Raw genomic sequence first — 24,491 nt, forward strand, 5'->3', positions numbered from 1 at the left:
CAGCATAGAAGTATATTTTACTTCCTAAGATAGACAAAAATTATTGTCTAAATGTTGTTTCTTTCTCGACTTTAAAATCTATTAGGTGGAATAATTAATCCCACTTCAATTCATCATCATATTCTGATTCTTCCTCTTCATCAAATTGTGAAAAGTCAAAATCCGGCAATAAGTCTGTTTTCACATGATCCACAGCACCTTGCAAAGCTTCAATGAACTTCCCGAAATCTTCTTTGTAAAGAAAAATCTTGTGCTTCTCATAAGAGAAAGAATCACCATTTACTCTTCTTTTGCTTTCTGTGATGATTAAATAATAATCATTCGATCTGGTTGATTTTACATCAAAGAAGTAGGTTCTTTTACCAGCCTTTACTCTTTTTGAGAAGATATCTTCTCTGTCATTTCCTCTGTTGTCTTCCACAGCCCTAAGTTTTTGTTGTACCTGTTAGGTTTTAAATCCGAGGCAAGATAAATGAATTCAATAAAGAAATTCAAGTGCTCTTTCAGATTTTTTTAAATGGCTCGTCAAATAAAGGAGTTAAACGGCTAAAAATCAGGTGTATTTGTGTAGAAACAAAAGAGAGGAGTTTGTCTCCTCTCTTTTGTTTTAAATATTAATTGCCTATGAATATAGCAATTAGAATTACTTCCTTAACTCAAGTCAGGCCTCATTTCATGATATTTCTACCATATTTCGCCAAGGGCTTATATCAATTGTATTTCTACTTTATTTCAAGCATATTTCGCCGTAGGCATATATCAATTATATATCTACAATATTTCAACCCTTTTTCTTTAAAGTCCTATTCTCCATGCATATAAACTTTCTTCGCAAGTAAGGCCTCTTCCGTTTCTCTATGGTCTGGATCATCCACGCAGCAATCCACCGGGCAAACTGCTGCACACTGTGGCTCTTCGTGAAATCCAGTACACTCAGTACATTTATCAGTGACGATATAGTAGAACTCATCAGAAACAGGCTCCTGTTTTTCAGTTGCATCGACTACTGTACCATCAGGTAAAGTCACCTCTTTCAGAGTAGTCCCTCCAGCCCAGGTCCACTCAATTCCACCTTCATATATTGCTGTATTTGGACATTCTGGTTCGCATGCACCGCAGTTGATGCATTCATCTGTTATCATTATTGCCATGGCTCAATTCAATTTTTTTTATTCGATCCAAAATTAATAAGCAATTAACATAACCACCAAAAAAAAGTTGTCATGCTAATTAATTTATATTCAATCTAAGAAGTCTTTATTCTCCTGAATTAAATAACTTTGCAGGCCAAAGATAGTGAAATGACTGTAGAACAAAGAATTTTAGCCTTCGATCATCTCGGAAAAAAAATAAATGGACTCTCACAAGTAGATTTTGAAGATTTGGCTTGGAGAGTTGAAAACAACAACAACTGGTTTACTCCCGACCATACCAAGTCAGCACTTAATGGCCTTTCTGAGTTTTTAAACAAATCCAACTTGGAAAAATGGATAGCTAAATATCCTTTCGAAGAGCCAAAAAATGCCAAGGAAATAGGGATTTTGATGGCTGGGAATATTCCTGCTGTAGGTTTTCATGACTTACTCTGTGTACTGATCACAGGTCATCGCGCTGCGGTAAAACTCAGTTCTTCTGATACTTATTTGATGAAGTGGCTCGTGAAAGAATTGATAGAAATTGAACCTGAGTTTGATAGCATGATTAGTTTTGAGGAAATGCTCAAAGCCAAAGATGCTTATATCGCAACTGGGAGTGATAATTCAGCTAGATATTTTGAGTATTACTTTGGGAAATATCCAAGTATCATCAGAAAAAATCGAACTTCTATTGGGATATTAGATGGAACTGAAAAGGAAGAAGACTTTGTAGCGCTTGGTCAAGATATTTTTCAATACTTTGGTTTAGGATGTAGAAATGTATCCAAGATTTATGTCCCAAATAAAGAATTGTTGATCAAATTTTTAGATGCCATAGAAGGCTTCCAAATCTTATCAAGCAATCATAAATACATCAATAATTACGATTACAATAAATCCATTTACTTAGTCAACGGGGAAGAGCATCTTGACAATGGTTTTCTGCTGCTAAAGGAAAGTAAAGAGCTTGTTTCACCTATTTCTGTACTATTTTATGAAGTATATGAAAATGTAGAAAGCTTAAAATCGGAACTCAACGAAATCAATGAAAAAATCCAATGTGTAGTGAGCAAAAATGCTTGGTTTGAAGGGAGTTCAGATTTCGGTCAAGCTCAATGTCCAGCCCTAGAAGATTATGCCGACGGGGTGGATACAGTAGAATTTCTGATCAACTTATAATCAACTCATCTTTATAAATGGGAAGTGAAAACTCAAATTCGCTTCCCACATTTAATTCACTTTTAATATTGGACCACAAAGAAACCAAAAGCATGGTAAAGGCAAACCACCTTACATAGTCATTCAATCTGTTGATGATGATAGCAGAAAGAGCTGTCACCACTATTCCTGAAATCAGGAGTGTCAAGGAAAAAATATTAAAATCTAGGTTCATGTTTTCAGTTAGAATTATCAAATTCTTTCTTGCAATAAATTTAATTGAATTTTTGACCGTTTAAGTAGATTGTCAATAAAATTTAAATCAATATTTGCTTTCACATCAGTATCCAATTTACCATTGTATTTATTAGATTTAAATCTTTAGCAGATTATAGCTATTCAATGCACTGTTAACTATCGAATCTATCTACTTCCCAAGATTGTATGTGATAAAATTTCAGGCTGATATTTTTGCGGCTCATAATATTCTTTAATTTAACCTTCTGATTCTAACTTTCCGCATCTCGCAATCAAAATTTTAGAAAATTGGATAAATCAAAGCAAGTAAACCTTTCGCCTACTTTTGTTGTCGCTTTACTTTTGAGTCTGATAGTTTTCCTGTCAGCAGTAATTTTTACGCAACCTGATAGCAGTTTGGATTTGTTGTATGCGTTTGATGTGCTCAAATTTTGGCAAAAGGGTTTTTGGGAGCTTTTAGAATTTACTTTACAAATGGTTTTGATTTTAGGGATTTCAGACTTTTTTCAAACTCCACAATCTTTGGGATTTATAGATTTGAATTATGTGAATTTTATGTTGCTAGGTGCAGGACTCTTGGCTTACCAAAGTTTAACTTCTTTTATAAAATCAGTTACTATTGCCCTATCAGGATCAGTTGAAATCATTCTTCAATTTCCCTTTTATGCAGGTATTTTGGGCATGATGAAATATTCGGGTTTGCTCTCGATTTTCTCCGAAAGCATGGTTAATATTTCCTCTCCTGAGACCTTTCCACTTCTCTCATTTTTGAGTGCTGCTATGGTCAACTTCTTTATTCCTTCTGGTGGGGGACAGTGGGCAATTCAAGGCCCAATCATTATGGATGCTGCAAATCAACTTGGTTTAAATCAAGCAAAAATGGTTATGGTATTTTCTTATGGCGATCAATTAAGTAATATGCTCCAACCGTTTTGGGCACTTCCTTTATTAGCGATCACAGGAGTCCCAGCAAAAGAAATTCTGAAATATACAGCCTACTTCTTTTTAATCGGTTTGCTGGTCTTTGGTCTAGGGATCTACTTTCTTTTTTAAATATTTCACCAAATAAATAGATGAGACGCTAGACTTTGTTATTTCAGAGTTTGATGGTTCACCCTCTTATCAGGTTTTAGGATAGCAGCTCCGCTGCTCTCTGCGTTCTTAAAAAGTCATTAAACAGAATAGATCAACTCAAAATCTATCAAGATTTCTTAAATGCACCCTTCAAAAAAACCTCTGCGCCTCTGTATCTCCGCGTGAATTTTTTTATGCTATTCTAATTTTCTACTCCGCGCTCCCAAACATATCTCTTTCGCAAAAAAATAACCACAGTAAAGAATTGACACTTAACGCATTTAAGCCCTTACCCAATAACTCAATCAACCAATTAACCTTTTAAACACTTCTACACTTGGCTGCTCTCGTAGAATTCCTCAATTCCCCTTTTCACCCAAAAACTCAATCACTCAGTTAACCAAATAACCAGTTAACCAAATAACCTTTTAATCCTTTAAACTTTTTAACCCAACTTATTCGTGTAATTGATGTCTTTCCTCAAATAATCAAATAACCCTTAACTATTTTCCGGGGCTATATAAATTACCAAGACATCTACTTATTTGCTTCTCTTTTATCCCTAATTTCTTATCTTTGCGCTCGATTTAAATAAACCTTATCAACACTCTAAACCATACATTACCAATGGCATTTGATATAGAAATGATAAAGGCGGTCTATGAAAAATATCCTTCAAGGATAGCTGCTGCAAGAAAAGCAGTAGGAAGACCTCTTACATTGACAGAAAAAATATTGTACGCTCACCTATCTGAAGGTGAAGCTAAAGTAGCCTACGAAAGAGGAAATTCATACGTGGATTTTCAACCTGATAGAGTTGCCATGCAAGATGCAACAGCACAAATGGCACTTTTACAATTCATGCAAGCTGGTAGAAATCAGGTAGCAGTACCTTCAACAGTTCACTGTGATCACTTGATTCAAGCTGAAGTGGGTGCTACAGCAGATTTGACAAAAGCAAAAGATAAAAATAGAGAAGTTTATGATTTTTTGGCTTCGGTATCAAATAAGTATGGTATTGGTTTCTGGAAGCCTGGAGCAGGGATTATCCACCAAGTTGTTTTAGAAAACTATGCTTTCCCAGGAGGTATGATGATCGGAACAGATTCACATACACCAAACGCTGGTGGACTTGGAATGATCGCTATTGGTGTTGGTGGGGCTGATGCTTGTGACGTGATGGCAGGACTTCCATGGGAATTGAAATTCCCTAAATTAATTGGTGTAAAATTAACAGGTAAGCTTTCTGGCTGGACTTCAGCAAAAGATGTTATCCTTAAAGTAGCAGGAATTCTAACCGTGAAGGGTGGAACTGGTGCTGTAGTAGAATACTTCGGTGAAGGTGCTAATGCTCTTTCCGCCACAGGAAAAGGAACCATTTGTAATATGGGTGCTGAAATTGGAGCAACAACTTCAATTTTTGGTTATGACCAAAAAACAGCGGATTACTTGAAAGGAACAGATCGTGCAGACATTGTAGCTTTAGCTGACGGAATCAAAGAACATTTGAATGGAGATGCTGAAGTTTATGCAAATCCTGAAAAATACTTTGATCAAGTAATTGAAATCAACCTTTCAGAATTAGAGCCGCATATTAATGGGCCATTTACTCCCGATTTAGCTTGGCCAATATCTAAATTTGCCGCTGCTGTTAAAGAAAATGGATGGCCTGCAAAATTGGAAGTGGGACTAATCGGTTCTTGTACCAACTCTTCTTATGAAGATATTTCTCGTGCAGCTTCTTTAGCGCAGCAAGCAGTTGATAAAAAATTACAAGCTAAATCTGAATATACCATTACTCCAGGTTCTGAACAAGTGAGATTCACTGTAGAAAGAGATGGGTTTTTGAATATTTTTGATAAAATGGGTGGTGTAGTTCTTGCCAATGCTTGTGGACCTTGTATCGGTCAGTGGGCTAGACATGGTGCGGAAAAACAAGAGAAAAACTCTATCATCACTTCTTTCAATAGAAACTTTGCAAAAAGAGCAGATGGAAACCCAAATACACACTCTTTTGTAGCCTCACCTGAGATCGTTACTGCAATGGCTATCGCAGGGGACCTGACTTTCAATCCTATGACCGATACTTTGACTAACAAAGATGGTCAGCAAGTGAAATTAGAAGAGCCAAAGGGTTTAGAACTTCCAACAATTGGATTTGCAGTGGAGGATGCAGGATATCAAGCTCCAGCAGAAGATGGTTCGGATGTGAATGTAATTGTAGATCCTCAATCTGAAAGACTTCAATTGTTAGAACCATTCCTTCCTTGGGAGGGTACAGATCTTAAAGGCTTGAAACTTTTGATCAAGGCAAAAGGTAAATGTACAACTGACCATATCTCTATGGCAGGACCTTGGTTGAGATTCAGAGGTCATTTGGATAACATTTCTAACAACATGTTGATCGGTGCTGTAAACTTCTTTAACGAAGCTACAAATAAAGTTAAGAATCAATTGACAGGCGAATACGGTGAAGTTCCAGCTGTTCAGCGTCAGTATAAGTTACATGGAGTTGGTTCTATTGTAATTGGTGATGAAAACTATGGTGAAGGTTCCTCAAGAGAGCATGCAGCTATGGAGCCTAGATTCTTGGGCGTAAGAGCTATTTTGGTGAAATCTTTTGCCAGAATTCACGAAACAAACTTGAAGAAACAAGGGATGTTGGCCTTGACTTTTGCCAATCCAGAAGACTATGAATTAATTCAAGAAGATGATAGTATCGATATCGTTGGGCTAGATTCTTTTGCTCCAGGCAAGCAATTGACGGTGGTTTTGAATCATGCTGATGGAAATAAACATAAAATCAAAGTAAATCACACTTACAATGCAGGTCAGATAGGTTGGTTCAAAGCAGGATCTGCCTTGAACTTGATCAAAGGAGATGCATAATCGTATGATTTTCTTATGAAATGAAAAAGCTGTGGTTCGCCACAGCTTTTTTTATTTTTAAATTCTCTAATTTCTACTTGTTATGATATATATATCCACTTATTTATCAGTAGCTTTTTTCAGATTCAGCTTCGTTTCTATTTAATGTTAAAAACATTTTTTACTATTTTAACAACAAAAAATTTGTTGTGAAAAACAATTTGTTGTATGTTTACGCAACAGAGAAAATTAGGGACTCTCCATTAATCATCCATTTGAGTATCTATTCTTTTTCTGTTTTGAATCTATGAAGGAAAGGGGAATAAATAGTACATTTAAAAAGATTATATATGAATCTTCCGAGATGGTTTTTCTCGCGGACGATTCTTTTCCATATAATATTTTTTACAGCAATGTACTTTTCGACCAAGTAATAGGTGAGAATTTAAAAGAAAAGAACCTCGTAGGATTGGGATTGGATATCAATTCCTATATTTTTAAAGAGGAGTTAATCATTAATTTCCAAAATAAAGAATATTCCTTTCAATTGGAGCTACCACAGGAAAATGGCTCAAATTACTTTTTATTTTATAAAGGAAAAGAAATTAGAGGAATTGGACTTCCTCCTAAGGCAGATGCGCAACAGTTTTTTAAGAATAGCCTTGATCTTATTGGTATTGGGCAAGAAAACTTCCTTACATGGGTCAGTGAATCAATTAGACCAATGCTGGGCTATGCACCTGAGGAGGTGATCAATATGGATCTCTGTCAGTATTTTCATGAAGAAGACCTTCCTGTAGCTAAAGAATTTTTATTTGATGTCAAAAAAGGCTTAGACAAAAGCCAATTTACAGCAAGGATTTTAGCTAAAAATGGTGATTATAAATGGATAGATTGGCACATTCAATTTAGAGATGGTAAATTTTATACCATCGGAAGAGATGTTTCAGATCAGCTTAAAATTCAACTTGAGCAAAATAAGCAAAATGAACTTTATCGATTAGGTGAAGAAGTAGCCCAAGTAGGAGTTTGGGAAATTAATCTGATTGAAAATTCAGTTTATTGGAGTGATGAAGTGTATGCCATACATGAAATAGAAGAGGATAGAGAAAATTTCAATATCGATAAAGCCCTAGATTTTTATCTTCCTATTTTCAGACCTGTTATGGAACAGGCGGTCAAAAGCTGCATTGATGAAGGTAAAGACTTTGATCATGTCGTTAAGATTAAGACTTCAAAAGACAACGAAAAGTGGGTAAGAGCACTTGGTAAAGCCAAATTCAGGGATAATCAAGTTATTCGTGTTTTTGGTACATTCCAAGATGTTTCTGAGGAAAGAAGGTTAGTTGATGAATTGGGTCTGTTTAAAGAATTGTTTGATTTATCACCGGAGGCCATTTTGATCATGGATATTGAGGGTGAAATTATTTTTACGAACCAAGAAGCTCACAAGCGCCTAGGAATATTTGATGGTAGTCAATCTCAACACTTGATTAGTTCCTATGATCAAAAGTTTGTTGTTGATCGAGAGTGGGATACCCACATACAAATCCTTGAAAAAGAAAAAAATGTAAGGTACAGAAGTAAGTTGATACATACTGATGGCAAGGAATTTCCAGTAGAGGTAAGTTGCAACTTAATCACTTTACAAGGTGAAAAATACATTATTTCTTTCTCTAGAGATATCACTGAAAGAATACAACTAGAAAAATCACTTCAAGATTCGTCCGATTTTTTACTACATCTAACAGAGCAAGTTCCTGGAGCTTTGTATCAGTTTGTTTTGGATAAGGAAGGGGAGATGAAGTTTGCTTATTTAAGTCCTGGTATCAGATCCATTCTAGATATTGGAGAAAATGAAATCAATAGCATGAGTGATATTGGTTTGGCGATTTCCAAAATTCATCCTCAGGACATTGCTCAAGTTTTGATGACTTCAGTAGCTTCTGCCAAAAAGCTAAGTCCTTGGTCATGTCAATTTAGAGTCAAAGAAGTGGGGTCTGAAAATTACAAATGGGTCATGGGTGCTGCAAAACCAGAATTGCTTGATACAGGAGATGTGGTTTGGTATGGTTACTTATCCGATATTACGGAGCAAAAGGTTTTTGAAGAAACCCTTAAAAATGCGCGTGAAACGGCAGAAAAAGCCAATAAAATCAAGTCTGAATTCTTGTCAATGATCAGCCATGAATTGAGAACACCTCTCAATGCGATTTCAGGTTCTGTATATACTTTGCTTCAGGATGAACATACGCCGGTACAGGCATCAGCACTCAACACGATCAATTTTGCTGTAGATAATTTGATCATCATGATCAATGACCTTTTAGATTTCCAAAAAATCGAAGCGGGTAAGTTGAACTTGGAATTGAATCCAATGAAACTGAATGAAGTGATACAACAGGTTTTAAACGGACTTGAGTTTCATGCCAAAGACAGTCAAAATGATCTAAAACTTCACATTGAAGATGAAGTAAATATCAGGGTAATGGGGGATAAGGTAAGGCTCGCACAAGTCTTGAATAATTTGATTACCAATGCACTAAAATTCACTAAAAAAGGGAAAGTTGATGTGTTTGTTAAACGTAAACCATCAAATGAAAATAAAGCAAAAATATATTTTGAGGTAAAAGATACCGGAATTGGCATAGCTAAAGAGCATCAAGACAGAATCTTCCAAGATTTTGATCAGATTCAGCATTCCTTCAGTAAAAAATATGGTGGAACAGGTCTTGGTTTATCAATTACCAAGAAGTTGTTGAATAGAATGGATAGTGATATTCAAGTAGAATCTGAAGTAGGACAAGGTTCTAGTTTCTATTTTGAAATAGAATTTGATTTACTCCCAGAACTTAGCGAAAATGGCGTCAAAAAACCAAACAAGCAAGCTTTAGATTTTTCTTCATTGAATATCTTGATGGCAGAAGATAATGATGTGAACTCTCTTGTCTTAGGGAAGATCATCAAAAAATGGGGGTTTGACCATGTTCGTGTCATGAATGGCAAAGAGGCAGTAGATGCAGTACAAGATGGAAACTTCGACATTGTATTGATGGATATCCAAATGCCTGTTATGAATGGTTTTGAAGCCACAGAGAAAATAAAATCTTTCTCAAAGATTCCTGTAATCGCTTTGACAGCTGCAGCCAAGCTAGAAGTTATGGAAAATATTGAGAAAAGTGGTTTTGATGGGTTTGTTGCCAAACCGATTGATGCCGCAGAATTGCTTAGAAAAATTAAGGAAGTCCTCTCTTCTAATTCTTATAAACTTAAAGATTGATCGTAGTAATATTGTGCTAAATCCATATCAGGGTTATTTTTGAGCGCATCTTCAAGGTATTTGATTGCTAAGCTCTTCTCTCCCTTCATAAAGTAGTATATTCCTTTATTTCTCCATGCAAAGGGATTTGTGGGATTCTTTTTCAAACTGAAATTAATATCTTCAAGTCCTTTTTCTAAATCATCTAAAAACAACCTGTACAAACCTCTATTGTTGTAATAATAAGCTTCATTTACATTTAAAGCAATGGCTTTTTCTACCCAATCGAAAGCAGCTTGATAAGCTTTCATATCAAAGGAAATCATAGATCTTAAATTGTAAATATTTGCTTCTTTTGGATTATTTTTTTCAGCCTGATCAAGTAAAGCAATGGCTTCATCATAATCTTTTTTATAATAATGAATAGTTGCTTGATTCACTAAAAGGTCATTATTGCTAGGGTTTATTGACAAGCCCTTTTCAAAAGCCATCAAAGCACCATCTAAATCTGCTAATTGCTCCTTTACCAAGCCCATCAAGAAATAGGGCTTCCAATTAGTATCGTAAATTTCAATCAATTTTTCCGCATCACTCAGGGCTTTGTAATATTCTCCATTATCTAAATATGCCAATCCACGTTGAAAATAAACCAAAGTATCCATGGAATTTTTATTGGATAAGATTTTTGAGTAATCAGCTATTGCCAAATCGAGTCTATTCAACCTTTCGTAAACGATGGCTCTGTTGAGTAGGGCATCATTGAATTCTGAATCAATAATCAATGCTTCATCATAATAAGCTATAGCACCAGTGAGGTCGTTCTCTTTCAATTTCTCATTTCCCTTAAGTAAAAAACGTCCTTTTTTATCCTCTGTAGAGTCACAACTCACTAGTGTTAAAAGTAATATCGCAAGAATAATAGGGTACTTAATTAGATTCAGATTCATGTTTTTCTTTTAATTTTTCCTCACCAAAAAGAAGAGCAAAGGGTTTTGTAGATTCACTTAATTCAAATATTTTCCTCAAGACAGCTAAAGTTGGAATGATCAATACCATACCAATAACTCCCCAAATAGACGCGCCAATCAAAAGACCAAGGAAGGTTACAAATGCATTCAAGTTTACATTGCTTCCAACAATTTTTGGAGTCAAAAAGTTACTTTCGATAAGTTGAATAACTTGAAATCCTACTACCACTCCAATTGGATAAAAAAGACTATCGGTGGTAAGAAAAGCAAATATCGTAGGTAAGACAGCTCCAAGAAATGGCCCTAAATAAGGTATGATACTTAAAATTGCGGAGAAGACTGCAAAGAAAATTGCATGCTTTATTCCCAAACCAAATAATACTCCAGCATTTAAAATTGCGAGAATTGCCATTACTTTCAATATCCCAATGATGTATTTTTGGACTACTTTTCTCAGCTCTTTAATTTCTGACTTGATATGTTCCTGTTTTTTTTCTTTGAAAAGGTGAACAATAAATTCCGTCAAATGATCTCTGTATATCAAAAAGAAGAAAATAAATACTGGCAAGAGAATTATTCCCGAAAGGGATCCGACAGTATTGAGGATAAATTCGGCTAAACTTGAACTGTTCGATTGTAATAGTTCTATTAAATATCCTTGATCTATCCCTTGCCCAATTCCTGTCTCGACCTGAAAAGTAGATACAATCCAGTTGTTAATATCACTTAAATAATTGTTTAACTTATCTCCTACATTTCCCAAATCTTTACTAAAACTTGCTACTTGTAAGACTGCAAATGTGAGGAAACCAATCAAGATTAGTAGTGCTGAAATAAGAGAAATCAAAGTACTCAATATTCTATTCAGACCTCTTTTTTCTAACCAATCCCCAATCGGTGTTAATAAAATAGAAAGAAAACCAGCAAGAAAAAGAGGAATTAGTAAACTTTTCCCGATAATCAAGATGAAAACAATTAAACTGATCAAGAGTAAAACCAATAAAGCATTTACAAAAGCTGGCAATTGAAGCTTGGGATCATTCATAGACATAAAAGCAAATTAAGATTAAACTTGAATTACAATTCAATATTAGAATTAAACATGACTTATCAATAAAATAAATTCTATTTTTGAAATTGAAAAATCAAATTCATTGTGAACAACAATAAAGCCAAGTGGATTAAAATTTCTTTTGTAATAAGTATAATTTTATTGTTGATAAAATTTTATTCTTATTATTTAACGAATGCTACTTCCATTCTTACAGATGCTTTAGAGAGTATAGTGAATGTGGTAGCCGCTAGTTTTGCCTCATATAGCATCTATCTTAGTTCACAGCCAAAGGATGATAATCATCCTTACGGACATGGTAAGATCGAGTTTTTTAGTGCAGGAATTGAAGGTGCGTTGATTATGGTAGCTGGTTTTTTTATTATCTATCAGGCAGTGTATAATTTTTTCATTCCGCATGAACTAAATATGTTATTGGAAGGGATGGCATTGATAGGTTTCACAGGTTTAGTAAATGGTATTTTAGGCCTGAAGCTGAAAAGTGAGGGTAGAAAATTGAATAGTCTAACTCTTGAGGCAAGTGGCAAACATTTACTAACTGACACCATTACGAGTTTTGTTTTAATTTTAGGTGTAGCAATTATTTATTTTACTGATTTAATTGTTCTTGACTCTATTCTCTCTATTCTATTTTCATCTTACATCATTTATTCAGGATATTTATTAGTTAGAAAATCAGTGGCAGGATTGATGGACGAGACTAATCCGGAAGCTTTAAAAGAAACTGTTGAAATTTTAAATAAAGAAAGAAAGGATTGCTGGATTGACATTCATAATATGAGAGTTCAGCAATATGGTGGAGATAGACATATTGATCTACACCTTACCTTGCCCTATTACTACGAACTTCAGCAAGTTCATGACGAAGTAGAAATAGTAGAAGAGGCGCTAGAAAATCGATTTGACGGAGCTATTGAAGTTTTTGTGCATGCAGATCCATGTATCCCTGAAAAGTGCTGTCATTATTGTCAACTTAAGACATGCCAAGTAAGAAAGTTTAGTCAAAAATCAAAAATACTATGGAAAGCTAGCAACATGACTAAAAATCAAAAACATTATCATGATTTGGCAGATAATTTATAAGCGATATTTAATAAGCCCTCTTTCACAAAAGCTGTCATCGATTTTTACTTGATAGAAAGGCCTTGCAGACATAATTTCTTCCATTATTGATACGTTTATTTCACTTGTTGATATTTATCAAATCTTTTTATTCTTGAAATAGCCTTATAGTGAGTTTTACACATGATTTTCTTTGATTTTCAAAAAAGAAAGACTGACTTGAAAATTATTGTGTTGAGGGTAGATTATTTACAGAAAAATACCCATTTTTGTTGAAGTTCAACAGATTATAATGTATATTCAACAAAAAAACAGCTATGAACGAGGATAAACAATTCAGACTACTATTGGCCATCTCGTCAATAGTTTGGTTAGTCTTAGTAGGGTTTATAATAGTGTTGTAAGATATTTAAGACTAAAAGCGTTAAGGTCTGTTAATAACAGTTTGCTTTTCAAATGGATTAGATAATTTTAAAAGGGATACATTTTTATGTATCCTTTTTTTCTGAATTCTTTAAAAATTGACCTTAAACCCACCTCGCAGACTTGTCAGTTCTGCGAGGGTAGATTTTTTTTTTCTTTAATGAAAGATCACTATATCAATCCTGCTCTTTTGAGTAGAGCATCAGGTTTTGGTTCTCTTCCACGAAATCTTTTGTACAATATGGATGGATGTGCCCTTCCTCCGGCAGAAAGAATATTTTCTTTAAAAGAATGAGCAGTTTCTTGATCAAAAATTCCCTTTTCTAAGAATAATTCAAAAGCATCCGCATCTAGTACTTCGGCCCATTTGTAACTATAATATCCAGCGGCATAGCCACCTTGGAAAATATGAGAAAAAGAAGTACTCATCAAGGTCTCTTCAACTTCTGGAAGGAGTTCTATGGCTTTCATTTGATTTTTCTCAAATGCTCTTACATCCTCAATTAAATTCGGATCAGTACTATGAAATGCCATATCTAATAATCCGAAACTAATTTGTCTTACAGTTTGATAACCTTGCTGAAAGTTTGCTGCTTTTTTGATTTTTTCTATTAAATCCGCCGGAATACTTTCCCCAGTTTCGTAATGTTTGGCAAATAAATCCAAACATGATTTTTCATAACACCAGTTTTCAAATATCTGCGAGGGCAACTCTACAAAATCCCAATACACACTTGTTCCAGACAAGGATTCGTATTTGCCTTTGGCAAGCATGCCATGAAGCGCATGTCCAAATTCATGGAACAAGGTTGTAACTTCATTAAAGGTCAATAAAGAAGGCTTGGTTTTAGTGGGTTTGGTGAAATTACATACAATTGAGACGTGAGGTCTTTGATCTATTCCATTGATCATTTTTTGACCTCTATAGCTCGTCATCCAAGCTCCATTTCGCTTTCCTGCTCTTGGGAAAAAATCTGCATAAAAGACAGAAATATGATTTCCTTCTTGGTCGGTCACTTCATAGGCGCTTACTTCTGAATGATAAACTGGAATCTCTTTATTTTCTTTAAACTTTATTCCGAAGAGTTTTTCCGCAGTCTTGAATACACCTTCGATAGCATTTTCTAGTTTGAAATAAGGCCTTAGTAACTCATCATCGACCTCGTATTTTTGTTTTTTAAGTTGTTCGGAGTAATAGGCAAAATCCCATTTTTCTAATCTTTCAATTCCGTCTTGCGCTTTTGCAAAAGCTTCTACCTCTTTTACATCTTCAATTGCCTTTGGCTTTGCTTTTTCTAAGAGGTTATTCAAAAATAAAAGTACTGCAGGTCCATTTTTTGCCATTCTTTCTTCCAATACAAAATCAGCATGACTTTGATAACCCAGTAGTTTTGCTCTTTCTGATTTTAGTTTGAGCATGTCGATGATGTATTGTTTATTGTCTAAACTGTCACCTTTTGAAGCTTTGGTATTATAAGCTATGAAAAGCTCTTTACGCAGGGATCTATCAGATGCGTATGTCATAAAAGGCAGGTAACTCGGGAAAGCCAAAGTGAAAACCCACTTTCCTTCTAACCCTTTTTCATCGGCAAGTTGAGCTGCTGCTTCTTTAATTGAGTCAGGTAAGCCGTTCAGCTGACTTTCATTTTCAACTACAAGTTGATATTTGTTGGTTTCTTCTAAGACATTTTCACCAAACTTCAAGCTTAACTGAGAGAGCTCATGATCTATACTTCGAAGTTTGAGTTTTTCCTCTTCGTTAAGTTTTGCACCATTTCTCACAAAAGATTTATAAGTTTTATCTAAAAGTGTAGCCTGCTCCTCAGATAAATTAAGATGGTCTTTTTGGGAATATACTTGATTGATCCTATCAAAAAGCTCCTCGTCCAGTAAAATATCATTTCCATGTGCTGTCAAGAGGGGAGAAATCTCACGTGCCAAAACTTGAATTTCTTCATTTGTTTCGGCAGCATTCAGATTGAAAAAGATCGAGGAAATAAAATTCAATTTAGCACCAGCATTATCTAAAGCTTCAATCGTGTTTTGGAAATCTGGTAAAGCTTGACTCTTAATTAGGTCAATTTCTGATTTGGCAATTTGAATAGCTTCTTTGATAGCTGGTAAAAAATGCCTTGTTTTAATTTGATCAAATGGGGCTGTTTCGAATGGGGTTTTGAATGTTTCCAATAAAGGATTAGTCATCATATTTTATTTAAGTGATTTCAAAAAAGAAACGATTTTAGGAGTACAAAGTTAAAAATAATAGGCTCAAGAAAGGGCATTTTTAAATTTCTCTATCTTTTATTTGTAAACCAACATATAGAATACAAGCCAAGCTATTAGTGGGACTACATAGCCAAAGAGAACCATGGTAAAAGATTTTTTTAAATCTCTTTTGCTGTAAATATGTATTCCTAATGTCAAAAACCAGCAATATATCGCTTCGAAAATATTGATCGTTTTTAAAGGGTAAAAGAATTTGCGATGTAAATCTGAAGTGTCAACAACATTTAATAAGGAGAGAGGATAAAAATCCTTGATTTCTTGTGCTGAAACAGATTCAGCTGGTGAAATGTAAATGAGGAGTTTGATAAGCTCAGGAAGAATAAATACAATCTCAGCTACTAAAGCAAATTTCCACATGGATCTAAATGAAATTTTGTGACCCAGAATAAACACGCCTGTCCAAATAGTAAAACTTGTCAGAGTAAATTTCCAAAGTAATGCAAAAGGTGTCCAAATATAGTCCAAGGCATTAAAAATAAAGAAAAAGGTTAAAGAGCCATCTTGTGCTAATTTTTCATAGCCAGGTATTGATTCAAGAATAATATCATTGGTCACAAATCTGATTGAGATATATAAAAGAACAATGATGACAAAAAATAATCTTTTGTCGAAATTAATTAAGTCTTCGATACGTTGTGCAAGAGGAGAAGTAGGTTTTGCCATTGAATAAAATTTATTATTGCCAAAAGTAAATTTTTGTTTGGAATACCTGATAGTTTTGCGTTGTAAATTGTGATAACCATGAGATTAAAATTATTTATGGGCTGTCTTTTATTTGTTTCGTTTATTGGTCAGCTCAGCGCAGATCAAAATGACAAGAAAGATCAAGCAGAAAGCAGTTCTTCAAGTTCTGAGTATTTACTTTTGGACAAAGGGCTTCAGTTCAGAATAACCGAGGCAGTGAATAGTCTTTACAATTTTGATTTTGAGGTGGCTGAACGAGGCTTTAGAGTCATTCAACTTCAATATCCAGATCATCCCTTACCATATTTTTTGATGGGATTGAGTACTTGGTGGAAGATTACCCCTGATTTGGAGAATAAGCGTTTCGATGAGCTATTTATTAGACAGATGGATGTGACTATTGAAAAAGCAGAAGCCATTTACAAAAAAGACCCCACAAATAAAGAGGCAGCTTTTTTTCTTTCTGGCGCCTATGGGTTTCAAGGAAGACTATATAGCGAGAGGAGAAGTTGGGCAAAAGCAACTTTTGCTGGTAAAAATGCGATGAAGTACCTCAATTTAAGTAAAGGTGAAGATGAATTGAATCCAGAATTGCTTCTTGGAGATGCACTTTTCAATTATTTTTCTGTTTGGATTCCGGAGAATTATCCTTTACTAAAGCCAGTACTTGCTTTTTTTCCAGCAGGTGATAAAAATCTTGGACTTTTACAATTAGAGGATGTCGCTCAAAATGCTTTTTATGCAAGAGTAGAAGCGCAATACTTTTTATTTCGGTTATATGCATCTGAGGAAAAGCAGCCCTATAAAGCTTTAGCAATCACACAGTATTTGCATGAAAAGTATCCAAATAACCCATATTTTCATAGATCTCATGCCAGACATTTGTATGCAGTAGGAAGAATAAATGAATCCAAAGACATGTCTATGGAAATTCTCAGAAGGCTAGACGAAAAGTGGACAGGATATGAATCTAATAGTGGAAGGTATGCCGCTTTTTACATCGCACAGTATAATGATAGAATAAATAACAAAGCAGAAGCCAAGAAGTATTATGAAAAAACCCTTTCCTACGGTGAAGAATCAGAAAGCCAAGAAAGCGGTTATTATCTATATTCACTTATTGCATTGGGGAAAATAGCAAACGAACAAAAAGACAAGAAAAAGGCAAAGGCATATTTCAACCAAGTGAAGAAATATGCTAAGCGAAAACATCCTGCACACAAAGAAGCAAGAGACTATATCAAAAAGAATAAACTTTAATTGAAATCTGCCGTTTACTGGAAATGAATTTCAATAGATAATTTGAATAAATTAAAGAACCTAATATAAAACAGTTGAATTTTACTCCATTCCTGCAATAAGAAATAACAATATTTTGTAAGAGTGGTCGTTTTTTATTGGAAAGGGTTAGAAAATAAATTTAAATTATATTAACTTTGTACAACATAAAATTCTGTAAATTCTTTAGAACATGGATAACAGCGTAAGAGTAAAATTTGATAAAATAGATAGAAAGATATTAGAGATTCTTCAAGCAAACGCAAAAATTACAAATGCGCAGCTTTCAAAAGATATTGGACTTTCTCCTGCACCAACTTTGGAAAGGGTAAAAAAACTAGAGCAATCAGGAATCATAAAAAGTTATCATGCAAAGCTAGACCCTGAAAGAATAGGACTTGGAGTTAGCACTTTTGTTTTGGTAAGCTTAATAGGTCACAATAAAAGCAATATTGATGCATTCATGAAGGAGATCAATGGTATTCAAGAAGTGATTGAATGTCACCACATTACTGGTACAGGTGATTTTATTTTGAAAATCATTGCAAAAGACATCACTGCATACCAAAAATTGATGCTTGAGAAAGTAAGTGAAATCAGAGAGGTGGATTCAATGCAGTCTATGGTAATCCTTTCTACTTTTAAGGATAGCAAAGTTCTTCCTATTCCAATGTAATCAATTTCAAAATCATTGAAAAGGGAGTCTAGAGATAGTCTCCCTTTTTTATTGGACTTAAATTCAGATATGAAAAATCCTTGGCAAACCAAGAATAGCAAAACCATATACGAGAATGCTTGGATTAAATTGGAGCATCATGATGTAGTAATACCTTCAGGAAAAGATGGTGTGTATGGTAAGGTATGCTTCAAAAATAAAGCAATTGGTATCATTCCAATTGATAAAGAAGGGAATACTTGGTTAGTGGGGCAATATCGCTATACTTTAAATGCCTATTCCCTGGAAATCCCAATGGGTGGAGGACCCATCAATGAAGACTTTTTGGATAGTGCAAAACGAGAATTAAAAGAGGAAACTGGCTTGACTGCTGAAAAATGGACAAAAATTATGACTATACATACTTCCAATTCTGTGACAGATGAAGAAGGGTTCATTTATTTGGCTGAAGAACTTACTAAAGGAGAAACGGAGTTTGAAGAAACTGAGCAATTAGAAATTGTGAAATTACCATTGAGTTTGGCAGTTCAGAAAGTTATGGAAGGGGAAATTACTGATGCAATTTCCATCGCAGGTCTTCTTAAAGTTGCAAAAATGTTCAATCTTTGAATTCTGATTAAAAGTAATTTTTGTTATGACCAAAATCAATTTTAAAGATCATTTTTCAAAAACATTTATTTTAGCCTATCCTGTGATGTTGAGTCAACTTGGACAGGTACTTGTTGGTGTTGCAGATAGTATGATGGTTGGCAGGCTGGGAGCAGAGCCTTTAGCTGCAGCTTCTTTAGCTAATAGTATATTTTTCGTTTTGCTCATGTTTGGTATTGGTGTGTCTATGGCTATTACACCACTTGTGGCAATGGCTGACGGGAAAAATAAAAGTAGCAGAATTGGAAGGCTATTTAGGCATGGTTTTACCATAAATATGGGTACCGGCTTAGTCTTGTTTCTACTGATTATTTTGTTTTCTCCACTACTTCAATACATGAACCAACCAGAACAAGTTGTAGAGTTAGCAATTCCCTATTTAGCAATTATTACTTTATCCATTGTTCCTTTTATGTTTTTTCAGACTTTTAAGCAGTTTGCAGAAGGATTGTCTCAAACTAAGCAAGCAATGTATATAACCATTATTTGCAATGGTTTGAATGTATTCCTCAATTGGGTCATGATTTATGGTAATTTAGGTTTCCCCGCTTTGGGTTTGAATGGAGCGGGGTGGGCAACTTTAATTTCAAGAGTTTTAATGGGAATCGTGATAGCTTATTATGTTTTCAAATCTAGGAGATACAAATCTTTCGATTTGGGATTCCGTATCAAACGATTTTCATTTCCAATGATTTCAAAAATGCTAAGAATAGGAGTGCCTACAGGTTTCCAGTTTATTTTTGAAGTAGGTGCTTTTAGTACTGCTGCGATTATGATGGGATGGATAGGCGTATCAGCTCTAGCAGCGCATCAGATTGCCATAAATCTTGCATCAGTCAGTTATATGATGGCGTCAGGATTGTCTGCTGCAGCAATGGTAAGAGTTGGTAATCAGTTGGGAAGAAAGGATATTAAAACACTTAGAGAGGCTGGCTTTACTGTGTTTGCAATGGCTGCGATTTTTATGTTGGTTTCTGCTGTTTTATTTATTGCCTTGAGAGAATTCTTGCCTTCCCTTTACATCGATGATAAAGCAGTGATTCAAATGAGTGCTAGTTTATTGATTATTGCTGGATTTTTCCAACTTTCAGATGGTATTCAAGTGGTCGGTTTGGGTGCTTTGAGGGGAATGGCAGATGTACGTGTCCCTACGATTGTTACTTTGATTGCCTATTGGGTGATTGGTCTTCCCTTAGGTTATGTTTTCGCATTTGTTTTTGATATGCAAGAAAAAGGTATCTGGTACGGATTGCTTATTGGGTTGACAGTCACAGGATTTATGTTGCTTTATAGATTCCATTCACTCAGTGCGAGATTGCTTCGAAAGCAAGGAGTAATTCAAGCTGTATAAATCATGCTTTTTTATTCCTGCTTTAATTCCTATTTTGAGGAAAAAATAGAGCATGATAGCAGCACGTCCCGCAAGTTTTTCTAGAGTAGTTATTACAGAATTGATGATCCCTTCTTATGCTAATTTTGGAGGTAAAATACATGGAGGAATTTTACTTTCCCTCATGGATAAAGTTGCTTATGCAACAGCGTCCAAGCATAGCGGAGCTTATTGTGTAACTGTTTCTGTAGATACGGTTGATTTTTTAGAACCTGTGGAGGTAGGAGAATTGGTTTCATTAATGGCTTCTTGCGGAAGGAGCATTTTTTGATGGAAAGAAAGTCACTTACTTAGATGGAAGACAAAAGGAAATCATGCCAATCCCTCGGCATAGAAGTTATTTAGGGAATTAAGAAAAAGATAAGACATCTGAAAAGGTGTCTTTTTTTTTTGTTGATTCAATTTGAAAAAGGATTCCTTTAATAATCAAAAAATGACCAATAAGATAGGAAAGCATGATAAAGAAATGATTTAAAATATTTTCTAAGAAAATATCATCGCCCATCAAGGCATCACTGATAAAAAATGAAATAACTCCTAGGAATGTCAAAACAAAGCTCTTTCTGCTCACATAGAACCGTCTATTTAATGCAAAAATTATCGTGATTGATGTAATGAATGAATAAATGATTGCAGGAGCTGCAAAGTTACCTAGTGATGGGTATAAAATTATTGTAGCTCCTAAAATAACGACACTTGATAGAAATTCTGGCCAACGTGCTAAAAAGCTAATTTTCTTTTTAGGGAAAGAATTTACAGATAAAAAGTATAAATATGCATAGGAAGTTTGGGCTACAATAAATGTGCAAATCCCAACTAGTTTGAATAATTCCTCATTAATTGTAAATAAGAGGAAGATATCACCTAAGAACGAAAAGATTGTAGCAACCATCAATGCAGGGATCAATTGGTGTTGCGTCTCGTTGAATTTGTGAAATAGATAAATTAATAAAATTGGTACGATTAGAGGTTTAGTAATATAAAATCCAAGTTCATTTTTTGTTACCAAAAAAAATAAACTCACTAAAGAAATTATACTATAAACTAGTTCTAATTTTGAATACCTACTCATGAAGACTTCCAAATATTATTCTTTAAAAATCGAATTTATGTCAAAAATTTTGAAGCGAATATAGTTTCCTTGAATATTTTTAATATAAAAATAATGAAATAACTATATAAACGTATTTTTAAAATTAATTAATAGTTAAGAGTAAATATGATATAAAAAAAAGAATTTTTTGTGAATAATTATTTTCATTTAGATTTTACTGGAGTAATTTGTTGTTTTGGTAGAGTAAATAAATAGATAAAAGCTAAAAATGAAGTAATCGTACCTAAAGAAAAGACTAGAAAGAAATTTTCTAAATTATTGTTAAATACAAATCCTGAGGCTAAAGCCCCAATTCCTATACCAGCTTCAAGAGCGATATACATGGTGGCAAGCGCTCTTCCTCTAAACTCGTCCAATGAAAGGTCTATAGTCCAAGCAGAAATAGTTGGCGAATTCATCCCAACAGATGCACCAAATATCACTCCTCCAAAAAGTAACATCCCTTTAGTCTCAGCGAATGCAATCAATAGCATAGAAATAGCCATAGAAAATGTTGCTGCTTTCATCACTGGAATTCTTCCATATTTATCAGATGCTTTGCCAGCAATAATCCTAATACCTAAGGAAGCAAGCGTAAATACCGCAAAGAATAATCCCTTGTTTTTGATACCCAAATACTCAGAGTAATCCGGAATAATTGTTAGAACAATGCCAAATGAAAAAACGGTAAGAAATAAAACCAAGGAAGGTGTCAAGACTCTCTTTTCAATGATCTCGTGTCTATTTAGTTTAAAATGTTCTATGGATAATTTTTCTCTTTCAACCAGTGTTTCTTTCAGTCTCAATAGAATGACAATGGATAAAATTGCTGTAAAAGCGGAAGCGTAAAATAGTGGATTGATTCCCCATTCTGCCGCAATATACCCACCTAAAGCTGGTCCTGCGGCCATTCCAAGAGAACCGAAAAGTGACTGAATTCCCATCGCTTCTCCTCGTTTATTGAAAGGAATGATATCAGCTACGAAAGCGGAAGTTCCGGTAGGAGTGAAGCCTGTAGAAAACCCATGTACAAATCTCAAAAGTAAAAATCCAGCAACAGAAGTAATCATTGGATAAAGCAAACTGACGAGAAAGCAAATAACAGCACCAAATATCATTACAGGAATTCTCCCTACTTTATCAGCTAGTTTCCCGCTAAAAGGTCTGGATAGGCCTGCTGTCAAGGTAAATAATGATATAATTAAACCCTTATAATCTTCTCCTCCCAAAGAGCTCAAATAAGAAGGCAACTCTGGGATTATCATGTTGAAACTGGCAAAAAACAAAAAAGAACTCAAGCATAGTGTAAAAAAATTGACTGTATAGAATGAAGGAAGTTTGCTGAGCATACTTTACGGAATAGAAGGAGGTGTTGCTTTATATAAAAAGCCTCTCAGATAAATTGTTTCGAACTATTTGAAATTATTCGAGAAATATCTGAGAGGCAATTCAAAGCTTATAATTTGATTACTCTTTATTTGCCTCTTCCTCGCTTTGTGCAAGTAAGAATGCTTTTATAAAATCATTCAAATCGCCATCTAATACAGATGCAGCGTCAGAAGTTTCATGACCTGTTCTTGCATCTTTCACAAGCTTGTATGGATGAAGTACATAGTTTCTGATTTGAGAACCAAAGTCAATTCTCATCTTTCCTGATTCTACTTTAGCTCTTTCTGCATTTCTCTTTTCCATCTCTAGTTGATAAAGTCTAGACTTTAGCATCTGCATGGCTTTTTCTCTATTGGCTAGCTGAGACCTTTCGATTTGACATACTACCACTATACCGGTAGGCTTGTGTGTGAGCTGAACTTTAGTTTCAACCTTGTTTACATTCTGTCCACCTGCACCGCCTGACCGCGAAGTATGTAATTCAACATCACTTGGATTGATTTCAATCTCAATCGTGTCATCGATGACCGGATACACATAAATAGAAGCAAATGAAGTATGCCTTCTTCCACTGGAATCAAATGGTGAAATCCTTACTAAGCGATGAACACCGATTTCCGACTTCAAAAAGCCATAAGCGAGTGGGCCGTCAAATTCCAATGTTACGGATTTGATTCCTGCAACTTCTCCTTCTTGAAGATCAACTTCTCGGACTTTGTATCCATTTTTCTCTCCCCACATGATGTACATTCTCATCAAGATAGAAGCCCAGTCATTACTTTCTGTACCTCCTGCACCTGGGTTGATTTCCATAAGAGCACTAAGCTGATCTTCTTCACTGCTTAGCATTTTCTTTAACTCAAGGTCTTCAACATTTTTATGAACTTTGCTGTATTCGGCTTTCAATTCCTCTTCGGAAACTTCATCCATTGAATAGAATTCATAAAGTACTTCTAAATCTTGAATCCCAGTTTCTACTTTTTCGTAGGCATTGGTCCAAGATTTTTTTCCTTGAATTATTTTCATTGTTTTTTCGGCTTCTTCGGGAATATTCCAAAAGTCAGCTTGCGCTGATACGGCCTCTAGATCTTCTATTTCTGCAATCTTACGATCGTAGTCAAAGATACCTCCTCAAAGCCGAAACGCGGGCTTTCAAGTCTTTCAACTGGTCTGATGTCATAAATTTATTTATTTTTCGACTGCAAAAATCGTAAAAAATCAGATGGAAACCTATTCATTTCCTAATCACCATAAAGTGTGATCAATTGAATTTTGTTTCTCTTGTGAATTTTAAAATGCTTGTATCGGAGTTTTGAAAACCCAAATCCACTTGCGAAAAGTATTCCTGAGGTAATCAAACCACCTGATTCAAAACGTATTGATCCATCTTGATATAGAGAGTTGATTACATTTGCAGATAGCAGCACTGCACCCGCTCCATAACTCAAAAAAGATAAATTTTTTAAAGTACTATTTCTGGGATCTTTCTTGAGAATATATACTGAAGTAATATCTGATGGAAGGAGTACATTTTCAGAAAGGACGATGATGTCATTTTGAATATCTTTAATCACATCTGTTATGTAGAAATCATTTTTCTTCGTCTTGTAAGTGAAAGTCTCCCCAATTTCATATTTCAACCGATTTTTTTCTTTCGAACCTTTTTGTAAAAGAATGAATTTTTGAGAAAAGGCATTTTCTGAAAAAAGTAAAAGTACTATCAGAATTAAGCTGCAGGATTTAAAAATTCGATTTGTCATCTTTAATAT

At 34.7% G+C, this 24,491-nt stretch carries 20 protein-coding genes and 1 pseudogene; 10 read left to right on the forward strand and 11 right to left on the reverse strand.

What is annotated here, in order from left to right:
* Positions 1-94: 94 nt before the first annotated feature.
* Complete coding sequence (locus BELBA_RS11770; RefSeq protein WP_014772919.1) at positions 95-421, reverse strand: DUF3276 family protein; 327 nt, start codon at positions 419-421, stop codon at positions 95-97.
* Between the two features lie 382 nt (positions 422-803).
* On the reverse strand, positions 804-1,151 hold the full coding sequence (locus BELBA_RS11775; RefSeq protein WP_014772920.1) for a 4Fe-4S binding protein: 348 nt from the start codon (positions 1,149-1,151) through the stop codon (positions 804-806).
* A 150-nt stretch (positions 1,152-1,301) separates the two neighbouring features.
* On the opposite strand from BELBA_RS11775, the gene BELBA_RS11780 reads away from it, so the two are divergent.
* Complete coding sequence (locus BELBA_RS11780; protein WP_041779344.1) at positions 1,302-2,315, forward strand: aldehyde dehydrogenase family protein; 1,014 nt, start codon at positions 1,302-1,304, stop codon at positions 2,313-2,315.
* Here BELBA_RS11780 and BELBA_RS11785 read toward each other — a convergent pair.
* The gene (locus BELBA_RS11785) at positions 2,305-2,529 is read right to left on the reverse strand and encodes a hypothetical protein (protein WP_014772922.1); all 225 of its coding nucleotides are present in this window, start codon (positions 2,527-2,529) and stop codon (positions 2,305-2,307) included. The two genes, BELBA_RS11780 and BELBA_RS11785, sit on opposite strands and share 11 nt — an antisense overlap.
* A gap of 311 nt (positions 2,530-2,840) precedes the next feature.
* Between BELBA_RS11785 and BELBA_RS11790 the strand changes: the two genes are divergently transcribed.
* The 3 genes from BELBA_RS11790 (at position 2,841) to BELBA_RS11800 (ending at position 9,774) form a co-directional block, all read left to right on the forward strand.
* Positions 2,841-3,605 carry a TIGR00366 family protein gene (locus BELBA_RS11790; protein ID WP_052307628.1) on the forward strand — a complete coding sequence of 255 codons (765 nt, stop codon included), beginning with the start codon at positions 2,841-2,843 and terminating at the stop codon, positions 3,603-3,605.
* A gap of 648 nt (positions 3,606-4,253) precedes the next feature.
* Positions 4,254-6,515, forward strand: a complete 2,262-nt coding sequence (locus tag BELBA_RS11795) for an aconitate hydratase (protein WP_014772923.1) — start codon at positions 4,254-4,256, stop codon at positions 6,513-6,515.
* 343 nt (positions 6,516-6,858) lie between these two features.
* Complete coding sequence (locus tag BELBA_RS11800) at positions 6,859-9,774, forward strand: PAS domain-containing hybrid sensor histidine kinase/response regulator (protein ID WP_245531057.1); 2,916 nt, start codon at positions 6,859-6,861, stop codon at positions 9,772-9,774.
* Here BELBA_RS11800 and BELBA_RS11805 read toward each other — a convergent pair.
* Positions 9,756-10,700 carry a tetratricopeptide repeat protein gene (locus BELBA_RS11805; protein ID WP_014772925.1) on the reverse strand — a complete coding sequence of 315 codons (945 nt, stop codon included), beginning with the start codon at positions 10,698-10,700 and terminating at the stop codon, positions 9,756-9,758. The genes BELBA_RS11800 and BELBA_RS11805 overlap by 19 nt on opposite strands.
* Positions 10,681-11,772, reverse strand: coding sequence for an AI-2E family transporter (locus tag BELBA_RS11810; RefSeq protein ID WP_014772926.1), 1,092 nt, complete (start codon positions 11,770-11,772; stop codon positions 10,681-10,683). The genes BELBA_RS11805 and BELBA_RS11810 overlap by 20 nt, the downstream gene beginning before the upstream one ends.
* A 105-nt stretch (positions 11,773-11,877) precedes the next feature.
* On the opposite strand from BELBA_RS11810, the gene BELBA_RS11815 reads away from it, so the two are divergent.
* On the forward strand, positions 11,878-12,876 hold the full coding sequence (locus BELBA_RS11815) for a cation diffusion facilitator family transporter (protein WP_014772927.1): 999 nt from the start codon (positions 11,878-11,880) through the stop codon (positions 12,874-12,876).
* A 573-nt stretch (positions 12,877-13,449) separates the two neighbouring features.
* Here BELBA_RS11815 and BELBA_RS11820 read toward each other — a convergent pair.
* Together BELBA_RS11820 and BELBA_RS11825 are read right to left on the reverse strand one after the other, a co-directional pair.
* Positions 13,450-15,480 carry a M3 family metallopeptidase gene (locus BELBA_RS11820; RefSeq protein WP_014772929.1) on the reverse strand — a complete coding sequence of 677 codons (2,031 nt, stop codon included), beginning with the start codon at positions 15,478-15,480 and terminating at the stop codon, positions 13,450-13,452.
* A gap of 99 nt (positions 15,481-15,579) precedes the next feature.
* Positions 15,580-16,227 carry a hypothetical protein gene (locus tag BELBA_RS11825; RefSeq protein WP_014772930.1) on the reverse strand — a complete coding sequence of 216 codons (648 nt, stop codon included), beginning with the start codon at positions 16,225-16,227 and terminating at the stop codon, positions 15,580-15,582.
* 78 nt (positions 16,228-16,305) lie between these two features.
* On the opposite strand from BELBA_RS11825, the gene BELBA_RS11830 reads away from it, so the two are divergent.
* The 5 genes and pseudogenes from BELBA_RS11830 to BELBA_RS11850 form a co-directional block, all read left to right on the forward strand.
* A complete protein-coding gene (locus BELBA_RS11830) occupies positions 16,306-17,508 on the forward strand; it encodes a tetratricopeptide repeat protein (protein WP_014772931.1) in 1,203 nt (400 codons plus the stop codon).
* A gap of 211 nt (positions 17,509-17,719) precedes the next feature.
* Positions 17,720-18,202, forward strand: a complete 483-nt coding sequence (locus BELBA_RS11835) for an Lrp/AsnC family transcriptional regulator (protein ID WP_014772932.1) — start codon at positions 17,720-17,722, stop codon at positions 18,200-18,202.
* A gap of 69 nt (positions 18,203-18,271) precedes the next feature.
* Entirely contained in the window at positions 18,272-18,811 is a 540-nt protein-coding gene (locus BELBA_RS11840) for an NUDIX domain-containing protein (protein WP_014772933.1), read from the forward strand.
* A gap of 25 nt (positions 18,812-18,836) precedes the next feature.
* On the forward strand, positions 18,837-20,201 hold the full coding sequence (locus BELBA_RS11845; RefSeq protein WP_014772934.1) for an MATE family efflux transporter: 1,365 nt from the start codon (positions 18,837-18,839) through the stop codon (positions 20,199-20,201).
* Positions 20,202-20,253: 52 nt separating this feature from the next.
* Positions 20,254-20,490: pseudogene (locus BELBA_RS11850) on the forward strand (acyl-CoA thioesterase); the annotation flags it as partial.
* A 99-nt stretch (positions 20,491-20,589) separates the two neighbouring features.
* On the opposite strand, the gene BELBA_RS11855 reads toward BELBA_RS11850, so the two are convergent.
* The 4 genes from BELBA_RS11855 to BELBA_RS11870 form a co-directional block, all read right to left on the reverse strand.
* Entirely contained in the window at positions 20,590-21,312 is a 723-nt protein-coding gene (locus tag BELBA_RS11855; protein ID WP_014772936.1) for a lysoplasmalogenase, read from the reverse strand.
* Positions 21,313-21,497: 185 nt separating this feature from the next.
* The gene (locus BELBA_RS11860; RefSeq protein ID WP_014772937.1) at positions 21,498-22,682 is read right to left on the reverse strand and encodes an MFS transporter; all 1,185 of its coding nucleotides are present in this window, start codon (positions 22,680-22,682) and stop codon (positions 21,498-21,500) included.
* A gap of 118 nt (positions 22,683-22,800) precedes the next feature.
* Positions 22,801-23,902 (reverse strand): peptide chain release factor 2 gene (gene prfB / locus BELBA_RS11865; protein WP_157466088.1). Its coding sequence is split into 2 segments (ribosomal slippage): positions 22,801-23,841 and positions 23,843-23,902, totalling 1,101 coding nucleotides; the frame shifts between segments, so codons are not numbered across the junction.
* Positions 23,903-23,963: 61 nt separating this feature from the next.
* The gene (locus tag BELBA_RS11870; RefSeq protein WP_014772938.1) at positions 23,964-24,482 is read right to left on the reverse strand and encodes a hypothetical protein; all 519 of its coding nucleotides are present in this window, start codon (positions 24,480-24,482) and stop codon (positions 23,964-23,966) included.
* Between the last annotated feature and the right edge of the window lie 9 nt (positions 24,483-24,491).

It is taken from the genome of Belliella baltica DSM 15883 (assembly GCF_000265405.1).
Lineage (GTDB): Bacteria > Bacteroidota > Bacteroidia > Cytophagales > Cyclobacteriaceae > Belliella > Belliella baltica.